The organism is Sphingobium sp. YBL2 (genome assembly GCF_000943805.1).
GTDB classification, from domain to species: domain Bacteria; phylum Pseudomonadota; class Alphaproteobacteria; order Sphingomonadales; family Sphingomonadaceae; genus Sphingobium; species Sphingobium fuliginis.
This window is the reverse complement of record NZ_CP010954.1, coordinates 880,885-900,637: the sequence shown is the minus strand read 5'-3', so window position 1 is coordinate 900,637 and position 19,753 is coordinate 880,885. Positions and strand designations below refer to the sequence as shown.

The following is a 19,753-nucleotide window of genomic DNA, read 5'->3' as shown; positions in this document are numbered from 1 at the left end:
TCCTCCTCACGCACATCATGTGCGTGGAGGAACGACGATGATCACCGATGGATATTTGAGCAGCAGTCGGATCTTGCGCGGCCTGAAGCGTGGTCCGTTCGCCGAACACATTCACCTCTACATCGAGTGGCTTCGGCGGCGCGGTTACAGCCGGGAGATCGGCCATCGGTATCTGAGCCTTGCTCGGGATTTCGGGTTCTGGCTTGCTGCCACCGGCTCGGATCTTGCCGATGTCCGGGAAGGGCTCGTCACCCGATATCTCGCCGAGCGGTCACGGCACCGTCCGCAGTACAGAGGGGATGCCCTGGCCCTGGCCCGGTTGTTGTTAGTCCTGCGCGAAGCCAACGCCATTGCGCCCCGACCCATGCCCTGCGGCGATCCGTGCGAAGATATCCTCCAGGCTTACGCGCTCTATATGGAACGCCAGCGTGGCCTCGCGCCAATGTCGATCGCGAGCCACCTGTGGTTTCTTCGGCCGTTCCTTAAGGAGCTGGGTATCGCGACCCGCGTCGATGCTGCGCGTCTTTCGGGTCGGGAGGTGGCGCGCTACGTCGAGCGGCATGGCGGTGATCGCGGGCCGACAACCGCTCGGATCATGTGCTCTCGCCTACGGGTGTTCCTGCGATATCTGCACGCCGAAGGTTTTCTCGCCGAAGACCTGACGACTGCGCTTCCATCCGTGCGCCGGCCTGCCGAAGCCGGATTGCCTAGCTTCATGCCGAACGAAGATGTGCAGCGCGTTCTCGCCAGCTGCGATCAAAGCACGGCTATGGGTCGACGTAACTATGCGATCCTCATGCTGCTCGCCCGGTTGGGGTTACGGGCGACCGAGGTGGCGAGGCTCAACCTCGACGATTTTGACTGGCGGGCGGGCCAGTTCACGGTTCGCGGCAAGGGACGCAAGACGGCTACCATGCCGCTGCCGCCCGACGTCGGCGCGGCGATCGCCAGCTATCTGCAGGATGGGCGCCCGCCGTCGGACAGTCGTAGCCTGTTCCTGCTCGCGGTAGCGCCATATGCTGGGTTCAAGGGGGCACCTGGCGTCCAGACTGTTGCGCGTAAGGCGATCGCCCAAGCCGGCGTCATCGGCGTCGCCCATCGCGGCTCACACGCCTTCCGTCACAGCCTGGCGACCGATCTGCTGCGGTCCGGCGCGACGCTGACCGAGATCGGCCAACTTCTGCGCCATGAGCAGCACGACACGACGCGGATCTACGCTAAGGTAGATCTCGACAGCCTGCGTCCCCTGGGCATGCCTTGGTTGGGAGGCGAGCAATGAGCGTGCTGCGTCAGGCGCTGACCCGCTATGTGCTCATGCGGCGCGGGTTTGGCTATCGCTTTGACAACGAAGAGCGCTGCCTCAGCGATTTCGTCACCTTGATGGACGCAGCCCAGGCCAGCGTCATTACACGCAAGTTGGCAGTGGCCTGGATTACCCAAGCCCAGCGCGCGTCCTGGTCGAACAGGCTATCGATGGTGCGCGGGTTTGCCCGGCATCTCTCGAGCCTCGATATCCAGACCGAGACACTGCCTGCCGGGATATTTCCATCACCCCGGCGGCCGCGCCCCTATATTTACACCGAAGCGGAGATCCAGCGACTGCTCGACGCGACGCTGCGCTGGGGATTGGCCAAGGGCATCAACCGTCGCACCTATCATTGCCTCTTCGGCCTGCTCGCGACCACGGGCATGCGTTTGGGCGAGGCGATTGGCCTCAAGCGCGCGGATGTCGATCTTCAGGCCGGGATATTGACGCTGCCTGTGACTAAGGGTGGCAAGGATCGGCTTGTCCCGCTGCATCCGACCACCACCCGGGCGCTCGCTGACTACGCCGCACAGCGTGATGACTGTCGCGCCTGCCGCAATAGCCCCTGGTTCTTCGTCCTGCGAGGAGGTCAGCGGCTGCGGCCTCAGTACCCCGAACGCATATTCATCAGCGTGCTGCGGCGGATCGGGTTACGCGATCCCGAGCTATATAGCCGGGGTCCGCGCCTCCACGACCTGCGCCACAGCTTTGCCGTCAACACCCTCCTGCGTTGGTACCGGGCAGGTGAAGATGTTGAGCGCCTGCTGCCAACGCTCACCACCTATCTCGGCCACAGCAAGGTTCGCGACACATATTGGTACCTCTCGGCCTGTCCCGAGCTCATGAGCGAAGCTGCGAGCAGACTCGAAGCGCGCTGGGAGATGGTGTCATGACCGGCACCGCGGCCCTGCCATCGCTCATCGAGCGCTTCTTCACCCTGCGCCTCATGCACCACCGCAACGCCAGTCCGCACACCATCGCATCCTACCGCGACACGTTCCGGCTGCTGTTCACCTTTGCGCAGGCAAAGTTGGGTAAGCCGCCCTCCCGGCTCGATCTCACCGATTTTGATGCTCCGTTTATCGGCGCCTTCCTCGACGATCTAGAGGCGAACCGGGCGATCGGGATCAAGACGCGCAACCTGCGCCTGACCGCCATTCGAGCCTTCTTCCGCTTCGTCGCGTTCGAGGAGCCCGCCCTTGCTGGGCAGATCCAACGCATACTCGCGATCCCTGGCAAGCTTCACGACAAGCGCGAGGTGCATTTCCTGACCCGCGGCGAGATCGACGCGATCCTCGCAGCACCCGATCGGAGCACTTGGATCGGCCGACGTGATCACATGCTGCTGCATCTCGCCGCGCAGACCGGCCTGCGGTTGTCCGAGATCGTCCAGCTTGAGCGCGACGCCGTCGTTCTGGGCACCGGCGCGCACGTCCGATGCCTCGGCAAGGGTCGCAAGGAACGCTGCACTCCGCTTACCAGACAGACGTGTCGTGAGCTTCAAGCCTGGCTTAAAGAGGCAGGGCAGCGCGGTTCGACGATGCTGTTCCCCAACATACATGGCGGCCATCTAAGCCCTGACGCTGTGCAGCGTCTGTTGGCACGCCATGCTGAGACCGCGAAGCTGCGATGCGCCTCGCTCGGCCGCAAGCGGGTCACCCCTCATGTCCTCCGACATAGCGCGGCGATGGAACTGCTCCAGGCTGGCGTGGACATCTCCGTTATCGCGCTCTGGCTTGGGCATGAGTCCATCAAGACCACCCAGGTCTACCTGCACGCACACCTCGCATTGAAGGAGGCGGCGCTAGCCAAGGTCAAGCCGTTCAAAGGGCAGAAGGGAGGACGCTATAAGCCGGGGGATCGGCTGCTCGCCTTCCTCGATGCACTGTAGCTTGGCGCGGGGACTCGCCTCTGCTAACATCTTGATGCGCTGTGCAAAGGTCAGCGCCGGGACTGGTAATCCCGCCAGAGAAGCAAGCTCGGACACTTCGGTTTCCGGGGTGCCGTCGCGTATGTCCAAACCTTCGGGTGAAAGGCGGCGGCGCATGTCTCTGGCATGTTACCAGCTCCGGCGGCTCCCGCGCCTAGCGTGCGGGAGTTCGGGACTGTTCCGCATCCGTCTCGTCCTTTCCGCGTGACCGCCTAATGCGGACCGGAGATGACCATGGACCAGTTTGTTCCTGTTCGATCACAGCACGCGGCGAGTTCCGCGCCCCCAACGGCGTTGATCTCATCAACAGACGATAATTCCGCTCTCGCCGCCCTATGGAAGATCTATGGCGCCGAACCGGTCAAGCTCCGACGCACGCAGGAGGGACGCGAGCTCAGCCGCGTACGCTACCGCCGAGCCGAAGAATTCATGACTTCCCTAGCGCCCGAAGCGCCCGGTGACTGGCCCGATTTCCTCTACTCTGCCGGCATCGTCGTGCAACTCGCGGTTTCGTCCCATCTGCTGGATGTGGGTTTCCCCGATGCCTGGTGCGCTCGGCATGTTGGCCTGCACGTTGATCGATCGTTAGCCTACGCCAACGTCACCGGGTTCGGCTGCGAATGCGCTGAGACGGTCCGATTCACGCAAATTCTGGCGCCTTATTGGAAGTGGAACCGGCGACATCTGACTGACCGCGTCCACCCGGACGACGGCGGCTTCACGGCCGATCGGGTTCGAGCGCTGGTGTGTGCACTGCTGGATCATGTGTGTCATGTCACAGGCCACCGTCATCGTCCAACGATGAGGTCATGACCACTGCCTTTTGCACCGCGTGCTTTGGAGGGACGTAAAACTATGCCGGGCCGATTGCCGGGATGACCTGGGAAACCGGATCATTCCACGGTGGCGCGGCATAGTTCGCCGTTCGGCATAAGCACCCTTATGCCGCGCGCGGCATAAAGGGGTGTACAAGGTGCGGACCAAAAAGAGACAATGGTAATAGCGTTCTGTTGCCTGATGAAGATCGAAAGCGGCCTTCTTCAGCCAGCCTTGTTCTCGCGCATACAGTGCCGTTCCCAGGAATTCACCGGCACTTTCGAACCAATCTTCGTAATATTCCTGCGTCTCCTTGAGCGCCTGTTCCGGTGATAGCGGTTGCGGCTCGACAAAGGGGTGGCCCGGTTCTTCGAACAGGGTGATCCCGTCGCGCAATATGTCCATGAAGAAGTAGCGGCCCAGCCGCAGCTTGTCGTTCACCTCCTCGAGGCTGTGATAGATGAGGCTGACCGGCGTGCGCAGTATCGTGCCCGCCGACAGGTCGGCGAGAAGCTGCGCCTCGGTCTTTTCCCAGAACTCCGCAATGTCGGTCAGATCATCGTGATTGACGACGACCAGCAGGTCATAATCGGAGAAATAGCGGCCCACCGGGTCTTCCACCCAATCGCCGCGCCCATAACTGCCGAACAGGATGATCTTGAGCAGCCTGCCATTGCGGAAGCGCGGCTGGGTGCGCTGCGCGGTGGCGCGGGCAAAGCCCTCGCGCACGGTCTCGACCACATGCGCGAGTTCGCGCTGCTTGCCCTCAGGCAGATGATCGAGACTGGTCTTCATGGCCCTAGTCCTACCCTGCTATCGCCCATCCGCCAACCTGGCTGCCAGCAGCGGGGTTGGCGGCGCGGAAATCCTCATTTGCGCCGCCATCGGCGTGGCGGCGGCGCTTCGCCGTGACGCAGATGATAACCGATATGGGCGATGGCGCGGGCCATCTGCCGCTCGACGGCCCTGACGGAAAGGCCGGTAATTCTGGCGACGTCCTCGTAGCTCATGGCGTCGAGCCGAACGGCGAGGAATATCTCGCGGCGCAGGCGCGGCATCGTCAACAAAGCCGCCTCCAGACGCTCCAGCCGTTCATGATCGGGGTTGCGGGGCATGACATCTCTCCCATTAAGAGAGGACCGGCGACGGAAAACCGCCGCCGGTATCGATGACAGGATCATGCGGCCTCGCGCACGGGTTCGGGATCGGCGGGAGGGCTCAGAAGCGGGGCGAGCCATTCGGCCCGACTAACGTTGCCGACGCCGCCGCGCCCGGTATAGGCACGAGGCGGAAAGGCCATCCAGCCGGGTACCCAGCCTTCGACCTTGATACGCCCATTGCTACCCATGAGGCAGTCACGCAGTATGCCGCGCTGTACCTTGGCGGTGGCCCCAGCATTGGCGGCCGCAACCTCCGGTCCAGCCACCTCAGTCAGCAGATGACCGATCACCTCCCGGTCCCGTACTGTGTCGAGCAGGGCGTCGTCCGCCTGCCAGCAACAGGCCATATCGACGCTGAGATGCCAGCCCAGCAATTCGATCAGGGCGCTTCCCGCCTCCAGCGTCTCGCCCATCACAATGGCGAAAATAGCGAGCACATCATCGTCCGGCAGGGTCAGCAACCTTGCCACAAGCCCGCACAAGCCATGCTCGCCCGCATCGCCGCCCGTGACGGTCGGCGTCTCCGCATCGAAGCCCAAAAGCGCCAGAACCCTGCGCCGCTTGGCGTCGAAGGCGGCTTCCGACGGGCTGTTCTCCACGCTCTGCGCAATGGCATCATTATGTGCCCGCTGTCGCTCGACATCGACCCGCCAGAGCGCCGATCCGACGATGGCATGGGTCAGCATCACGCGCAGTGCGACGGAGGGGGCATCGGCCAGTGCAGCCCGCACAGCGGCATGGCGATGAAGGTCGACATAGGACTGAACGGCACTGCTGATTTCGGGACGGGCAGCCTTTTCCATCGCCTCGCCCTGTTCCTGCCGCCGCGCCTTCTCCGCTTCCCTGATGGTGAGATAGCCTTCATGGAAGGTGATGTCCCCCCGGTGACTGATAGCGATGTAGACTCGGCCACCCTTGCGCTTGGGGGTGCGTTCATGCTCCCAGCTGTGGAAGGCGACGCCGCGATCCATGATGACGACCTCGGCCCATCCGGCTTCGCGCAAGGCTTCGGCCTTTTGCTCTACCGCCACCATCTGCGCACTCCAGAACAGTTGGGCGCAGGCGAAATAGCGCTCCTCCCCGAACAGGTCGGAGACGATCTCGCCGTCATAGCCATCAAGATCGAACAGCGCCGTCTTGACCGGGATCGAGGCCCCACCGAACAGCCATGCCTTCAAGGCCGATCCCACGGGCACATAGGCATTCCCGTGGTCGAGCAGGGCGAGCCAGTCACGCTGCTGGGTTTTGGAGGCGAGGGTCAGATGCCGCACGGTCACGGCATCGATCTTCCCGCCCCGATAGAGATTGCGGATGCGGGGCAGAAGATTGCCCAAGGCCAGCGTCCGCTTGACCTGCAAAGGGGTAAGCCCGAAGGTCAGGGACAGTTCCTCGACGCTGCGTCCCTCGCGCACGAGCCGGGTAAAGGTCTCGCACTGGGTCATCTCGTCGGGGTCGAGCCGGGCGATATTCTCGATCAGCGAGGCTTCCAGAGCTGCCGCATCGTCACCCGCTTCCATGACCGCACAGGGTAGGGGATCGATGCCCTCATTCTCCTGCGCCAATGTCAGCGCCGCATGATAGCGCCGCTTGCCCGCGACGATCTCATAGGCCGGACATTCCTCCCCGCCTTCCGCAGCGCATTCCCGTTTTTCCCGCACAATCAGCGGCACGAGGATGCCCCGCGCCCGGACGGACGGCAGGATATTGGCAAGGTCGGGGGCCTTCCTGTTGCCCCGCATGTTGAGGCCCGAAACGCAGAGACGGGCGATGTCGATATGCATGAGTTCCATGACTTGCTCCTTTTTCAACACCGCACCGGCCCCGGATGGCGGGGGGAGCGGCAGGAGCGGTCCGTCAGGCCCGCCGCAGCAAGGCGGGCCGCACCTGCAGGGCCGGAACGGAGAGAAGGAGTTGAGCGTAGCGAAACTTGCGGCATGCCGCGGCGGGCCTAAAGGGCAAGCGACGCTCCCCCCGCCAGGCCGAGGCCGGATAACCCACGCCGCCGCACCCGCGCGGCGACCGCCTGTCGGTCAGGGAATCTGGCCGACCGCGTTACTGATCGTCGCCGGAACGGACGAGACGCCCAGGGCGGCTCGGTGGAGCGAAGCGGAATAGAGCAGGTTCGCGTCCCTGTGCGCGAAACGCCCCCAGATCTTTCAGGCGATCTTCTCCAGACCCCGCCGCACCAGATTCTCTACGATCCTTTCAGGCGCAAGGTGCCGGGCAAGCGTGCGCAATGCGGCATGAGGATCGTGCCGCTTGCCGCAAAGGAAGATGTCCACCGCCGCATAGCCATGCTCTGGCCAGCTGTGGATCGACATGTGGGATTCCGCCAGCAGCACAACGCCGGTGACGCCCTGTCCTTCGCCGAAATGGTGAAGGTGAAGTCCAATGACCGTTGCGCCCGCGCTTTCCGCCGCTTCGCGCAAGGCGCTTTCGATCAGTGCCGCATCATCCAGCACCGGGCATCCATAGAGATCGGCCAGGAGATGCCGACCATCATAGCTTGCGGGGGGTGTCATATCAGACTCTCGAAGGGATGGCCGAGCAGGGACAGTGCACCTTCCGCTGCCGCCAGCCCATGATAATGGGCTTCCTCGAAGAGGGACAGTCCGCTCATATCGGAATGCGCGCGAAAGAAGGGCGGCTTCATCGCCGCGCGCTGCGAGGGCGCGACCTGCCAGAGGAAGTCCGGGGTAGGGCGGATCATCGCATGGCCCCATTTCCACAGGTCGATGGACCGGATCGCCCCGTCGAGATCGGGATTCATCGTCAGTAGGTCGTCGCGCACCAGCCGCCGCCAGTCCGCATCGGATCGATCGATCAGCAACCGCCGCGCCGAGGCAGGTGGCATGTCGGACAAGGGCATGTACCAGGTGAGCACGGTCGGGCCTTGCCGTGAGGCGTTCTGGTGCGTGGCGACGACATAGCCCAGCGAGGCGCTGCTCGCTGAAACATTATCCCAGGCCAGCGGACTGCCCTTGCCGCCCGGCGAGCGATCGACCGTGACATTGGCGATCAGCCAGGGCGCATAGCTGTATCCTGGCACAACCGGTTCATCCAGCAGGCGGCTGGCAATGAAATGCGGCATGGCGAGGATCAGGGCATCGGCGCGATAGCGGACGCTGACATCGTTGGTCGTGTCAAAGACGTCGATCGTCGCGCCATTCCCGCTGTTCTTCGCCCGATAGGCGATCTGCCCGGTCACGATGCGGTCGGGAAGGCGTTCGGCCATCAGCCGGGCAAGGCGGGCATTGCCCTCGGGCCAGGTCAGTTCATTGTCGCCCGAACCTTCGGCTACGAAGCCGCGGCGGCTGGCGAAATAATGGATACCTGCCCAGGCGGAGACCTCGGCGGGCTCGGTGCCATAATCGTCGCGGCACGCATAACGGACATGGGCGCGCAGGACAGGCGAGGTCCAGCCTTGCTCATCAAGCCATGCCGAGAAGCTGATCCGGTCAAGCGCGAGCAGATCGGGATCGCGTGCGCTATAGGCCGTGGGGATGGCGAAGGCCGGGCGACCCGCCGCATCCCGGCGGGTGGAAAAGGCCTTCATTGCGCGGTCAAAGGCAGCGAGATCAGCCTTGTCCCTGGGCGTGAGACCCGTGCGCGGGATCAGCCCTTCCTGCCATCGCCCCTGCCACAGCAGCCGTTCCTGAAGATCGGCGCAGAGTTGCTCCGGGTCGTAGATCGGGCGGCCGTCGCGTTCACCGGTGATGATGCCGAACTGGCGCAACATGGTGCGCAGGCCGCGTGCTTCCTCATTGGGGATGGGCAGATAATGGGCACCCAGCGGATAGGCGGAAACTGCGTTCCGGCCATTGCGGGCATTGCCGCCGACGCTGTCTTCCAGCTCGATCAGGTGGAAATCGCCGAACCCCGCTTCCGCCAGTCTCCAACCCGCGGCGAGACCCGCGATTCCGCCGCCCGCGATCAGTATGCCGATCTTTTCCTCTCGGGCGGGCTCGGGGAATGTTCCGTCGCGGAGCCGATGCCCCAGCGCCATGTTTGCGCCGCCGCTGGTGCCGGCCGGGTCCTCGTCGCAGCCGCCTAAGGCAAGGGCGGTCGCCGCCGCCATGCCGCCCTTGAGCAGCATGCGTCTGGCGGGGTTTTCCGGGTCAGCCTTCATAGCGCGCCCATTCCTCGGCGAAGCTGCGCACCAGGGCCTGATTGTCGAGGCGGTTCACGGGCACCGGACGGCGCGCCATGTCGGGCGGGAAGATCATCGCCTGTCGCGCGGCGTCCGCGGAGAGAAAGCGATTGCCCGGAAGCAGCGTGACCGACGCGCCGGGATCGCTGTTTCCCGCGAGAATGAAGCCCCATTCGCCGAAGCTCGGCACATAGACATGATAGGGCCGGGTATGGAAACCGGCTGCTTCCAATGTCTGCGCGACCGTCCAGAAAGCGGCGGGAGCGACCAGCGGCGAGGTGCTCTGGATCACCGCCATGCCGCCCGGCGCCAGATGCGGGCGCAGCATGCGGTAGAAGCTTTCGGTGTAGAGCTTGCCCACCGAAAAATCGACCGGATCGGGGAAGTCGACGATGATGACGTCGAAGAACTGCCGGGATTCACGCACCCAGCGGAAGGCGTCGGCATTGACGACATGCATGCGCGGATCGGTGAGCGATCCCCGGTTCAAGGAACGCAACAGGGCGGTGCGGCTGAACAGGCGCGTCATGGCGGGGTCGAGATCGACCAGCGTGATGTGGCGGACGTCAGGGTGGCGGAAGACTTCCCGGGCAGCGAGGCCATCGCCGCCGCCCAGGATCAGGACATTGGCCGGATGGGAGACCCGGCCCATGGCGGGATGTACCAGCGCCTCATGATAGCGATATTCGTCGCGCGAGGAGAATTGCAGATTGCCGTTCAGATAGAGGCGGATGTCGTCGTCATGCCGGGTGAGGACCAGCCGCTGATAGGGGCTGGAGGCGGCATAGATCACCCTCTCGCCATAGGCGGCAATCTCCGACCAGCGCTGGATCCGGTTGGCGAGCACGAAGCCTGCGATCAGGCTGGCGGCAACCAACAAGGCCAGGATGGATTCGCGCGCAAGTTTCGCCCGCGCCGGGATCAGCATCAACAGCGCCAGTGCCACGCCGACATTGATCAGGCCAAACATCAGCCCGGTGCGGATCAGCCCCAGATGCGGCACCAGCAGCATGGGGAACAGCAGCGAGGCCGCCAGTGCGCCGACATAGTCGAAGGTCAGGACATTCGAGACCGTCTCGCTGAAGTCGAAGCGGTCGCGCAGGATGCGCATCAGCAGCGGGATTTCCAGGCCGACTAGGAACCCGATCACAAAGACCAGCAGATAGAGGATGATCCGGAACTGCTCGACCAGCGGGAACAGCAGGAAAAGCGCCGCCGCCGACCAGCCGCCCAGCAGCGCGACCAGTATCTCGACCCGGATGAACAGGCGCAGTTCGTCGCGCTTCACATAGCGCGAGCACCAGCTCCCGACGCCCATGGCAAAGAGATAGGTGCCGATGATGGTCGAAAATTGCGTGACGCTGTCGCCCAGCAAATAGCTGGCGATGGTGCCCGCGAGCAGTTCGTAGATCAGGCCGCAGGTCGCGACCGCAAAGACGCTGGCGAGCAGCAGCCCGACCAATGCGCCCTGTTTGCGGGCCGGACGGGCCGGTGCGTCTTCAGCCATGAACCGCCGCGGCGACGATGATCGCAAGCGCAATGGCGACGGCGCCCGCGAACTGGGCGACGGCGACATTCTGCTTGGTCCGGATTTCCTCCCAGAGCTTGCCGGGGGTCAGCAGGTCGAGGATCACGAAGCCGAGGACGAAAACGACTATGCCGAGGCCTGCATAGAGCAGGGTGTTGAGGATCAGCGGGACGGTGGTGACCATAAACGTCTCCTATTTATGCGTGGGGCCGTAGGTGCCATGGACAGCGGCGGCCCGCCCGCCATCGGCAAAGGGGGAATAGCCCTGCGTGGCGGCGGTGAGGTAGAGGCCGATCACGCCAAGGCACCAGAGGGCGTAAAGAAAAGTGCCCGATTTCATTCCTTGCACCTCATGGATTGGCAAGACCCCTGATCCAGTCGCTGGCATCGGGATCGGGACCGTCCTTTTGTGCCAGCCGGGCATTTTCGAACAGGATATGCAGCACCAGCATCAACAGCGGCGGTACAAGGACCAGCAGCACGGCGAGCCAGAAATTGGACTGGAAACGCGCACCGCGCGAGACGGTCAGGCTGACATCGACCGGCGGCTGGCTGGCCGTTTCATAGCGGCCGCTGACCGGATTCCAGCTGCTGCTGTCGGCGCTGCTGCCCCAATGATGGGCCTGCGCGTCCACCACCAGATCATAGGTTCCGGCGGGCAGGCTGGCGACCTTCAGGATCTGACTGCGCGATCCTTCCGCCCAGCTGCCATCGGCATCATAGCCCGAATAATGCTCATTGAGGGCATAGGCTTCATAGCTCTCCTGCGTCTTGCGGTTGACGAAAGCGATATCGATGTCGACCCAGCCCTGTTCGACATTGGAGGTCAGCGTCTCGACCGTCATCGCCTGTCGTCCGACGGGGACGATGATGGGGCCGAAGCTCTGCGACACTTGCGCGCCGTCCGGCGTGACAGGGAAGCCGAAAGTCTGCGGCTGCGTGGTCCGACCGAACAGCGTCAGCAGCACCAGCAGCGCCATGAAGGCGATGGCGCCGATCGGCAGCCATTCCCTGATCCGCCGCGCATAGGGCGAAGGCTGATGCGCCAGTGGTGTCATGCCCGGCATCCAGCGCGGCGGGGGCGGTACATCAAAGGCCCGCCTGATCTCGCGCGCGGAGAGGAGTTCGCTCAGGGTCCAGCTCTGTTCGCGATCGTTTTCCTCCAGGCTCAGCATGAAGCCGGGGCGGACATAGTCCCGGCTGCGCACTTCCTCCCCGACCTTCACGCGCCAGTAGAACTCGCCTGCCAACCGCGTCACGCGCGCCCTGTTATCATGGTAGAAGCTGGAATAGCTTCGCCCGTCGACGATCATCTCGCCGCCTTCATAGCGGGGCGCTGCGGTCAGCATGGTGCCGAGGCTCCACTGCCCGTCCTGTGCGATCAGCCAGCGATAGCCATGATAGGGGTTGAAAAGCAGATATTCTTCCCAGGCGGCCCAGCCATCGGTTCGCTCAAGCCAGCCAATCGCTTCCCACTCGATCCCGCGCAGCATGCCGCGCGTGCCCAGCGGGATAGCAAGCGAGGCCTGCGTCTCGGCATAGCGGGTGATGAGCCGGGCATCGGGATGAGCGACGTCGATCAGCGACCCGCAATATTCGCAGGCCAGCGTCACCGTGTAGCCCGCCGCGCGCATCGCGACGGTGCCGCCGCAAGCCGGACAGGCGAGGGTGCGAACGGCTGCGTCGTCAGCCATAAGCGGGCAGGGTCCAGCCGGGCAAAGCGCGTAGATTGCCGGGGATGAGATCGGCCAGCGTCACATAATGGCCGAGATAGAGGGAGGCTTCGCGACGGTCCTTCTGGAAGGAGGCGCACCAGCCGTCCTTGTTGCGGAAATCCGCGCTCAACATCTCCCATCCGCTGGGCGCGGTGAAGGGCAGTTCGCCTTCGCAGGCAACGCAGGTCACGGTGCGGATATCGGTCACCACATAGTCATGGCCGGAGATCGTCGCCTTCTCTCCCGGCATGACGGCGGTGCCGTTGGCCAGGCGGCGGAGAACCTTTGCCATGGGATTCTTCAGTTCGACCTCGCGCAGCGCCATGAACTGGCCCATGGCCTCGCCCAGCCAGGCGTGGCTGCCATCGGCCATCAGCATCAGCCATTCATTCCACGCGCCATCCTCCCAGCTCCAGCGGACGCGGCCGATAATTTCGAAATCAAGGCCAAAGCAGTGCCCCGTCGTGCCGATCTGGACCGGGCTGATGTCGAAGGGAAGAACGGCGGCATTGCCCATCGCCTGCACGCCCTGCTCACGCCGAACCACCAGCGCGTGGCAATAGCCACACACGCGTACCGGCAGCGCCGGGGAACGGAACATGACCTCCGCTCCACATTGGGGGCAGGCGACTGTCTGCATGGGCGACTTAGCGAATACGGCCCAGCAATTCGGCCTTCTTCGTGTCGAATTCCGCCTGGGTCAGCGCGCCCATCTCCAGCAGCTTGTGGAGCTTTTCGATGAGGGCGAAGGGGTCTTCGGCGGGAGCCGCGGGAGCATTGCCTCCAGCACCCGTCAACGCGCCGGTCATCGCCTGTCCGATCGCGAGGCCCGCTGCCGCGCCCGCACCGATCGCCGCCGTGCCGCCGGATTGGGCGGCGGCGGTCTCGATGGCTTCGGCCGCCTGGAATTTCGCATAGCGATCCAGATCGCCCAGGACCCGCATGGAACTGGCCTTGTCGAGATGCTTCTGCACCTCCTCGGGCAGGGAGAGGCTTTCGACGAAGAAGCTTTCGATCGACAGCCCCCATTGGGCAAAGGATGGCGCGACGGCAGCCTTGAGCGCATCCGACAGCGCGGTCTGGCTGGCGGCAAGGTCCAGGAAAGCAGTGCTGCCGCCCGCGACGCCGGTCGCCAGCGCGGTCTGGATCGCGGCGCGCAGCTGCGGCTCGATGTCGCTGACCTTGACCTCGCCCAATGTACCCATGATCCGCGAGCAGAAGGGTGCGACCTCCTTGATGCGGAAACTGTAGCTGCCAAAGGCGCGCACCCTGAGCGGCCCCAATTCCGGGTCGCGCAGCGTGACCGGCTGCGCCGTGCCCCATTTGAGGCCGATCTGCTCCTTCTCGGAGAAGAAATAGACGTCGGACTTGAAGGGCGACTTGAACCCTTTGTCCCAGTTCATGAGCGCGGTGAGTAGCGGCAGGGTAGAGGTATCGAGGGTGTAGAGGCCTGGCCCGAACATGTCGGCGATCCGCCCTTCGTTGAAGAAGGCCGCGATCTGCCCTTCCCGCACCGTCAGTTGCGCGCCGTTCTGGATTTCCCGGTCAGCGAGCGGAACGCGCCAGCCAAGCTGGCCGGGCTCTTCCACCCAGTCGATGACATCGACAAACTGCTTCGACAGAAAGTCCAATATTCCCATGGTGCCTTACCCCTCTAAGGCACCATATTAAGAGCTGCGGAGGCAGGAACAAGCGAAATCGGTAATGCTTACTGTGCGCTAAGCTGCGTCCAGCTCAGTCCGAACCGGGCGAGATATTTGCGCAAACGGTCCGCGTCGTTGGACGAGGCACGGCGGGCGAGGGACGCAGAAAACAGCGTTCGCCCAGCCTCCGACAGGCTGCGGCTCTCCCGGCAGACTTGTGCAACATAGGCCAGCTGGACCCTGTCGAACGGATCGATTTCCTCAAGCTCCTGGGCATTCAGGATTGGCTCAAGGCCATCGCCAGCCGTTCCGGAAAGCGACCAGGCCTGCGCAAGCCGCGCAATTTCCTTCGTGACGCAATCGAGGTCGATCCGTCCTTTGGGGCTGAGCGTGGCCATGCGGGTGACGCTCGCAGCCAGGTCGCGGAAATTCCCCGGCCATGATGCCGTCCCGCTGGTCGCAAAGGCAAGAAACTGGTCACGGGCTTCCTTGTTGAAGGTGACCCGGCTTCCCTCCCTTTCGGCGAAGCGCTCCAGTTCATAATCGAGGTTCGGTGCGATATCCTCCCGCCGCTGCGCCAGTCCCGGCAAGGCGAAGGTCCAGAGGTTGAGACGGGCGTAGAGATCATCACGGAAAGTGCCCTCCCGCACGCAGCGGGCGAGGTCGCGGTTCGTCCCGGCGATGAGCTGGAAGTCGCTGGCCGCCTCCTTGTCCGCGCCGACCGGCAGGAAGCGCTTGTCCTCGATGGCGCGCAGGATCATTGCCTGTTCGTCGAGGCCGAGTTCGCCGATCTCGTCCAGGAAGAGTGTGCCGCCGTCAGCCGCGCGCAGCAGGCCGGGCCGGTCGGCGATTGCCCCGGTGAAGGCGCCTTTGCGATGACCAAAAAGGGCTGACATCGCGCTGTCCCCTTTGAGCGTCGCGCAGTTCACTTCGACAAAGGCGCCCTTCACCTGATGACGCAGGCGTTTGAGTTCATAGATGCGCCGCGCGAGCTGGCTCTTGCCGGCGCCCGTCGGCCCCATCAGCAACACAGGTGCGCGGGAGCGGATGGCGACCTGCTCGATCTCATCGATCATCCGGTTGAAGGCTGTGTTCCGGGTCTCGATGCCGGATTTGAGGAAGGAGGTGCTTTCCGCACTTGCTGCTGCGAAGCGGGTGGCGATGCTGTCATAGCGCGACAGGTCGAGATCGATGGTCGTCCACGTCCCCGGCGCGCTCGAGGGCGCGCCGCGCGTCGGCTGAGTCTGGAGCAGGCGGCCGGGCAGATAATGGGCTTCGGTCAACAGGAAGAGGCAGATCTGCGCGACATGGGTGCCGGTCGTGATGTGGATCAGATAGTCTTCTGCCTCCGGATCGAACGGCTCTGCCAGGGCGAAGTCAAGCAGCTTGCCGTACACCTCCTCGAAATCCCAGGGATCCTCGAAGTCGAGCAGACGGCGTTCGACGGTCGTTTCGGGTGAGACAGAAGCGATATCCTCCGTAACATATTCGGCGAGCCGCTGATGCGCCCGGCCATGCAGCAGGATGAAACGGTCGACCCGCAGATCCTCGTGCATGGCGAGGCCCACCGATGGGCGCCACTTGTTCCAGCGCGAAGGCCCGAACTTGCTGGCATCCAGTGTAGAGCCGAGAAAGCCGATAACGACAGTTGGTTTCATTCTGATCCCATAGGATAAATCTTTATCGAAAACGATAGGAATTTCGTAGTGCCCTTTCATTCTAGAAATGAACGAAAACTCCCGAGAATCGATTTCTTTTATTAAATATCAATAGCTTATAATAATTCTTGAATGGCCTATTCCTCACTTGGCACGCGTCCTGCTGAGTAAAGCTCGTCCGGCGCGGTGACATTTCGACCGCTCGGGCAGCGGACCGGGAAATGGGGCGACTGGAATGGGCCGGTCGCCCCGGAACCGGAAGAAGAAGGAAGATGCACATGGCCAATAAGGGTCTCTTTGCTTCCGCCGTCGCGAAGCTTCTGCCGCGCGCGGATGCCGTGAACCGCGAAGGCGTCCCGGCCTATGCCTATGGACCGGAGGCGAAGCTCGCGCAGATCGCGGTGACCGGAACGCTCGCTGACAATTTCTATGGGGCGGCGGAGACGCAACTGGTCGATGTGCTGGACGCGGCCCGCGCGGTCGATCCCTATTTCGTCGCGCAGGCAGCGGTCTATGCCCGCACGTCCGGCGCGATGAAGGATATGCCGGCCTTGCTGGCGGCCTATCTGACAGTCGCCGATCCCGACATTTCGGTCCGGGTCTTCCGCAAGGTCGTGAACAACGGCCGCATGCTGCGCAGCTTCGTGCAGATCATGCGTTCGGGACGGGTCGGGCGGACGTCGCTCGGTACGCGGCCCAAGCGGCTGGTGCAGCAGTGGCTGGAGCAGGCGTCGATCCGTGACCTGATGCAGGCCGCGACCGGCACTGCGCCGAGCCTGGCGGACATCGTCAAGATGGTCCACCCGCGCCCGGCGGATGCGCAGCGCAAGGCTTTCTATGGCTGGCTGATCGGTCGTCCCTATGACGTCGCCGCTTTGCCTGCCGAGATCGTCGCGTTCGAGGCGTGGAAGCAGGACCGGGCGCTGCCTCTGCCGCAGGTGCCGTTCGAGTGGCTGACCGCCTATCCGCTTGGCGCGGAACAGTGGGCAGAACTTGCCGGTCGCATGGGCTGGCAGGCGCTGCGGATGAACCTCAACACGCTGGCGCGCAATGGCGCGTTCGGTGTGGAGGGGATTGCCGATCAGGTCGCGGCCCGGCTTGCCGACCGCGATGTGCTCCGCGCCGTGCGGCCCATGCCCTATCAGTTGATGGTGGCCCTGGGTCAGATGGGGGGTCAGGTTGGTGACGGCGTGCCGCTCAAGGTTCAGGCGGCGCTTGAGGAGGCGCTCGAGCTCTCGCTCCGGGATGTTCCGACGGTGCCGGGCCGCGTGGTCGTCTGCCCTGACGTGTCGGGGTCTATGCAATCGCCGGTGACGGGCTACCGCAAGGGTGCCTCGTCCAAGGTGCGCTGCATCGATGTCGCGGCTCTGGTCGCGGCGGCGATGTTGCGGTCGAACCGACAGGCACGGGTGATTCCGTTTGAATGTTCGGTGGTTCCGGTCGATCTGAAGGCTACCGACCGGATCGCGGTGAATGCAGCGAAGCTGGCGGCTGTCGGCGGTGGCGGAACGAATGTCTCGGCGCCCCTCGCGCTTCTCAACAAGGACAAGGCTGCGGTCGATCTGGTGGTCATCGTTTCGGACAATGAATCCTGGGTCGATGCCAAGAGGAATGGCTCGACGGCGACGATGCAGGAGTGGACGAAACTGGCGAAGCGCAACCCGCAAGCCAGGCTCGTCTGCATCGACATCGCACCCTATGGCACCACGCAAGCCGCCGGGCGACCGGACATACTGAATGTCGGAGGCTTCTCCGACGCAGTGTTCGATACCATTGCGCGCTTCGTCTCGGGCGAGACGCGCGATTGGGTGAGCATTGTCGAACAAGTGGAGGTCTGAACGAACAGGGGTGTGGCGAATGCTGGCAGGACTACATGTCACCAGAGGAGGCCCGACGAGTAAAGCGCCCGGAAGGCAGTATTGCCGAAAGGGAGATGCAGGTTCGAACCCTGCCGCCGACACGTAGCTTAAGGGCCGCGTCTTGCCGCCCCTCGTCGCCACGACCCGACCGGAATATCATGGCGAATGCCGAGAAGGACTACATTGGTAATGTGGTTGTCGCGGGTTCAAGTCCCGCCTGTATCGGCAACGATGCAGTAGCTCAGTTGGGTAGAGCGCCAGTCCCTCGGGGCGGTCTTTCTCACTTCTCGTCGCCGTGACCGGAAACACAAAACCATGGCGAATGCCTGACGGACTACATGGCCTATCACGCCCCTGATGCGGGTTCGAATCCCGCCGGACCGTCCAATCGGTCCGTAGTTTAACGGTAGAACAGGGACCGTTCGCAAGAGCGGAGAGACGTCTGTCAAAACCTGGTCGCCATGGCATCGAATTCAAGCTGGCGAATGCCGGCGGGACTACATGGGTAAAGGCCGAAAGGTCGAGCGGTTCGACTCTGCCCCGGGTTCGCCCGGGATGTCTCGCCAAACCTCGTCGCCGGCACCATGATTATATAAGGGAGGTCACGATGACCGAGAGCAGGACTTACGATATTCAGCACGTCGAGGGCGGCAAGCCGATCAAGCTGTGGACACGCGGCGTGCCGGTCGACGATAAGGCGCATGAGCAGCTCCGCAAGGCGGCGCAGATGCCCTTCGTGTTCAAGCATGTGGCGGCCATGCCGGACGTGCATGTCGGCATCGGCGCGACCGTTGGCTCGGTGATCCCGACCAAGGGAGCGGTGATCCCGGCAGCTGTGGGTGTCGATATCGGCTGCGGCATGATGGCGGCGCGCACCTCGCTGATGGCGAGCGACCTTCCGGACAATCTGGAAGGCATCCGCTCGGCGATCGAGCAGGCGGTGCCGCATGGCCGGTCGGTCGGCCGCGGCCAGCGCGATCATGGCTCGTGGGGTGCCCCGCCGGCCGAGATCGTCGCGGCCTGGGCGACACTCGTGGAGCGCTTTGACCGGATCACGGACAAATATCCGCGGTTCAAGAACACGAACCAGCTCACCCATCTGGGGACGCTGGGGACGGGCAACCACTTCATCGAGCTGTGCCTCGATACCGAGCAGCGCGTGTGGATCATGCTCCACTCGGGTTCGCGCGGCGTAGGGAATGCGATTGGCACCTTCTTCATCGAACTGGCCAAGCAGGACATGCGCAAGTGGTTCATCAACCTGCCCGATGAGGATTTGGCCTACTTCCCGGAAGGGACCGATCATTTCGACGACTATGTGGAGGCGGTCGAGTGGGCGCAGGACTTCGCGGCGCTGAACCGCCGGATGATGATGACCAATGTGATCCGGGCGCTGCGTGGCCAGATCACCAAGCCATTCGATGCCGAACTGGAGGCGGTGAACTGCCATCACAACTATGTTCGCCGTGAGAACCATTTCGGCCAGAATGTGCTCGTGACCCGCAAGGGCGCGGTGCGCGCGGCGAAGGGCACGATGGGCATCATCCCGGGTTCGATGGGTGCGAAGTCTTTCATCGTGCGCGGTCTGGGCAATGTGGAATCGTTCGAGAGCTGCAGCCATGGCGCAGGGCGCGTGATGTCCCGCACCCAGGCCAAGAAGCTGGTCTCGCTCGACGAGCATATCGCCGACACCGCGGGCGTCGAGTGCCGCAAGGACGAGAGCGTCATCGACGAAACGCCCAAGGCCTACAAGCCGATCGAAGCAGTGATGGCGGCGCAGGCCGATCTGGTGGAGATCGTCCATACGTTGAAACAGGTCGTGTGCGTGAAGGGGTAAGGTAGGCAATGATCGCCTACCCTTCTCCGTGAGAACTATTCCAGAAGGGTCAGTCGTGCCACAGCAGCTATTCTGTGCCCAATGCCATGCCTCTTTGTCGGGGCCCATCGACATATTGTCGGCCGGATATCCGGCTGGCCGCGTGTGGTCA

At 63.5% G+C, this 19,753-nt stretch carries 18 protein-coding genes; 6 read left to right on the top strand and 12 right to left on the bottom strand.

From position 1 onward, the window contains the following. The first annotated feature begins 37 nt into the window (after positions 1-37). The 4 genes from TZ53_RS04305 (at position 38) to TZ53_RS04290 (ending at position 4,049) form a co-directional block, all read left to right on the top strand. The gene (locus TZ53_RS04305) at positions 38-1,279 is read left to right on the top strand and encodes a site-specific integrase (RefSeq protein ID WP_044660553.1); all 1,242 of its coding nucleotides are present in this window, start codon (positions 38-40) and stop codon (positions 1,277-1,279) included. After that, entirely contained in the window at positions 1,276-2,199 is a 924-nt protein-coding gene (locus tag TZ53_RS04300) for a tyrosine-type recombinase/integrase (RefSeq protein ID WP_044660552.1), read from the top strand. Before TZ53_RS04305 ends, TZ53_RS04300 begins: the two co-directional genes overlap by 4 nt. After that, positions 2,196-3,197: a tyrosine-type recombinase/integrase gene (locus tag TZ53_RS04295; RefSeq protein ID WP_044660551.1), complete on the top strand. Its 1,002-nt coding sequence runs from the start codon at positions 2,196-2,198 to the stop codon at positions 3,195-3,197. Before TZ53_RS04300 ends, TZ53_RS04295 begins: the two co-directional genes overlap by 4 nt. Positions 3,198-3,464: 267 nt before the next feature. Continuing rightward, a complete protein-coding gene (locus TZ53_RS04290) occupies positions 3,465-4,049 on the top strand; it encodes a hypothetical protein (RefSeq protein WP_044660550.1) in 585 nt (194 codons plus the stop codon). Here the strand turns inward: TZ53_RS04290 and TZ53_RS04285 are convergent. The 12 genes from TZ53_RS04285 to rtcR all read right to left on the bottom strand — a co-directional run bounded on the left by TZ53_RS04285 (position 4,044) and on the right by rtcR (position 15,906). Further along, positions 4,044-4,847 carry a nucleotidyltransferase domain-containing protein gene (locus TZ53_RS04285; protein ID WP_157009773.1) on the bottom strand — a complete coding sequence of 268 codons (804 nt, stop codon included), beginning with the start codon at positions 4,845-4,847 and terminating at the stop codon, positions 4,044-4,046. The genes TZ53_RS04290 and TZ53_RS04285 overlap by 6 nt on opposite strands. 74 nt (positions 4,848-4,921) lie before the next feature. Continuing rightward, the gene (locus tag TZ53_RS04280) at positions 4,922-5,167 is read right to left on the bottom strand and encodes a sigma factor-like helix-turn-helix DNA-binding protein (RefSeq protein WP_044660549.1); all 246 of its coding nucleotides are present in this window, start codon (positions 5,165-5,167) and stop codon (positions 4,922-4,924) included. Between the two features lie 62 nt (positions 5,168-5,229). After that, positions 5,230-7,002 (bottom strand): ParB N-terminal domain-containing protein, encoded by a 1,773-nt coding sequence (locus TZ53_RS04275; RefSeq protein ID WP_044660548.1) that lies wholly within the window; start codon positions 7,000-7,002, stop codon positions 5,230-5,232. A 366-nt stretch (positions 7,003-7,368) separates the two neighbouring features. Next, positions 7,369-7,734: an adenosylmethionine decarboxylase gene (speD, locus tag TZ53_RS04270; RefSeq protein ID WP_044660547.1), complete on the bottom strand. Its 366-nt coding sequence runs from the start codon at positions 7,732-7,734 to the stop codon at positions 7,369-7,371. Continuing rightward, positions 7,731-9,341: an FAD-dependent oxidoreductase gene (locus TZ53_RS04265; RefSeq protein WP_044660546.1), complete on the bottom strand. Its 1,611-nt coding sequence runs from the start codon at positions 9,339-9,341 to the stop codon at positions 7,731-7,733. Before TZ53_RS04265 ends, speD begins: the two co-directional genes overlap by 4 nt. Beyond that, positions 9,331-10,869 (bottom strand): polyamine aminopropyltransferase, encoded by a 1,539-nt coding sequence (locus tag TZ53_RS04260; protein ID WP_044660545.1) that lies wholly within the window; start codon positions 10,867-10,869, stop codon positions 9,331-9,333. The genes TZ53_RS04265 and TZ53_RS04260 overlap by 11 nt, the downstream gene beginning before the upstream one ends. Next, a complete protein-coding gene (locus tag TZ53_RS04255; RefSeq protein ID WP_044660544.1) occupies positions 10,862-11,074 on the bottom strand; it encodes a DUF350 domain-containing protein in 213 nt (70 codons plus the stop codon). Before TZ53_RS04255 ends, TZ53_RS04260 begins: the two co-directional genes overlap by 8 nt. 9 nt (positions 11,075-11,083) lie before the next feature. Beyond that, on the bottom strand, positions 11,084-11,230 hold the full coding sequence (locus TZ53_RS27095; RefSeq protein WP_172668299.1) for a hypothetical protein: 147 nt from the start codon (positions 11,228-11,230) through the stop codon (positions 11,084-11,086). Positions 11,231-11,240: 10 nt separating this feature from the next. Continuing rightward, positions 11,241-12,584 carry a DUF4178 domain-containing protein gene (locus TZ53_RS04250; RefSeq protein WP_044660543.1) on the bottom strand — a complete coding sequence of 448 codons (1,344 nt, stop codon included), beginning with the start codon at positions 12,582-12,584 and terminating at the stop codon, positions 11,241-11,243. Further along, positions 12,577-13,206 (bottom strand): DUF4178 domain-containing protein, encoded by a 630-nt coding sequence (locus TZ53_RS04245; protein WP_238320116.1) that lies wholly within the window; start codon positions 13,204-13,206, stop codon positions 12,577-12,579. The genes TZ53_RS04250 and TZ53_RS04245 overlap by 8 nt, the downstream gene beginning before the upstream one ends. Positions 13,207-13,252: 46 nt before the next feature. Next, positions 13,253-14,245 (bottom strand): SPFH domain-containing protein, encoded by a 993-nt coding sequence (locus TZ53_RS04240; protein ID WP_044660541.1) that lies wholly within the window; start codon positions 14,243-14,245, stop codon positions 13,253-13,255. Between the two features lie 68 nt (positions 14,246-14,313). Continuing rightward, entirely contained in the window at positions 14,314-15,906 is a 1,593-nt protein-coding gene (gene rtcR, locus TZ53_RS04235; RefSeq protein ID WP_044660540.1) for an RNA repair transcriptional activator RtcR, read from the bottom strand. 278 nt (positions 15,907-16,184) lie between these two features. On the opposite strand from rtcR, the gene TZ53_RS04230 reads away from it, so the two are divergent. Continuing rightward, positions 16,185-17,744 (top strand): vWA domain-containing protein, encoded by a 1,560-nt coding sequence (locus TZ53_RS04230; protein WP_044660539.1) that lies wholly within the window; start codon positions 16,185-16,187, stop codon positions 17,742-17,744. A 628-nt stretch (positions 17,745-18,372) separates the two neighbouring features. Continuing rightward, positions 18,373-19,602, top strand: coding sequence for an RtcB family protein (locus tag TZ53_RS04225; protein WP_044660538.1), 1,230 nt, complete (start codon positions 18,373-18,375; stop codon positions 19,600-19,602). Positions 19,603-19,753: the final 151 nt, after the last annotated feature.

What these genes read in the sequence shown, in the direction of transcription:
- TZ53_RS04305 (WP_044660553.1), top strand. Translation starts at nt 38, where the DNA reads ATGATCACCGATGGATATTTGAGCAGCAGTCGGATCTTGCGCGGCCTG.
- TZ53_RS04300 (WP_044660552.1), top strand. Translation starts at nt 1,276, where the DNA reads ATGAGCGTGCTGCGTCAGGCGCTGACCCGCTATGTGCTCATGCGGCGC.
- TZ53_RS04295 (WP_044660551.1), top strand. Translation starts at nt 2,196, where the DNA reads ATGACCGGCACCGCGGCCCTGCCATCGCTCATCGAGCGCTTCTTCACC.
- TZ53_RS04290 (WP_044660550.1), top strand. Translation starts at nt 3,465, where the DNA reads ATGACCATGGACCAGTTTGTTCCTGTTCGATCACAGCACGCGGCGAGT.
- TZ53_RS04285 (WP_157009773.1), bottom strand. Translation starts at nt 4,847, where the DNA reads ATGAAGACCAGTCTCGATCATCTGCCTGAGGGCAAGCAGCGCGAACTC.
- TZ53_RS04280 (WP_044660549.1), bottom strand. Translation starts at nt 5,167, where the DNA reads ATGCCCCGCAACCCCGATCATGAACGGCTGGAGCGTCTGGAGGCGGCT.
- TZ53_RS04275 (WP_044660548.1), bottom strand. Translation starts at nt 7,002, where the DNA reads ATGGAACTCATGCATATCGACATCGCCCGTCTCTGCGTTTCGGGCCTC.
- speD (WP_044660547.1), bottom strand. Translation starts at nt 7,734, where the DNA reads ATGACACCCCCCGCAAGCTATGATGGTCGGCATCTCCTGGCCGATCTC.
- TZ53_RS04265 (WP_044660546.1), bottom strand. Translation starts at nt 9,341, where the DNA reads ATGAAGGCTGACCCGGAAAACCCCGCCAGACGCATGCTGCTCAAGGGC.
- TZ53_RS04260 (WP_044660545.1), bottom strand. Translation starts at nt 10,869, where the DNA reads ATGGCTGAAGACGCACCGGCCCGTCCGGCCCGCAAACAGGGCGCATTG.
- TZ53_RS04255 (WP_044660544.1), bottom strand. Translation starts at nt 11,074, where the DNA reads ATGGTCACCACCGTCCCGCTGATCCTCAACACCCTGCTCTATGCAGGC.
- TZ53_RS27095 (WP_172668299.1), bottom strand. Translation starts at nt 11,230, where the DNA reads ATGAAATCGGGCACTTTTCTTTACGCCCTCTGGTGCCTTGGCGTGATC.
- TZ53_RS04250 (WP_044660543.1), bottom strand. Translation starts at nt 12,584, where the DNA reads ATGGCTGACGACGCAGCCGTTCGCACCCTCGCCTGTCCGGCTTGCGGC.
- TZ53_RS04245 (WP_238320116.1), bottom strand. Translation starts at nt 13,206, where the DNA reads ATGTTCCGTTCCCCGGCGCTGCCGGTACGCGTGTGTGGCTATTGCCAC.
- TZ53_RS04240 (WP_044660541.1), bottom strand. Translation starts at nt 14,245, where the DNA reads ATGGGAATATTGGACTTTCTGTCGAAGCAGTTTGTCGATGTCATCGAC.
- rtcR (WP_044660540.1), bottom strand. Translation starts at nt 15,906, where the DNA reads ATGAAACCAACTGTCGTTATCGGCTTTCTCGGCTCTACACTGGATGCC.
- TZ53_RS04230 (WP_044660539.1), top strand. Translation starts at nt 16,185, where the DNA reads ATGGCCAATAAGGGTCTCTTTGCTTCCGCCGTCGCGAAGCTTCTGCCG.
- TZ53_RS04225 (WP_044660538.1), top strand. Translation starts at nt 18,373, where the DNA reads ATGACCGAGAGCAGGACTTACGATATTCAGCACGTCGAGGGCGGCAAG.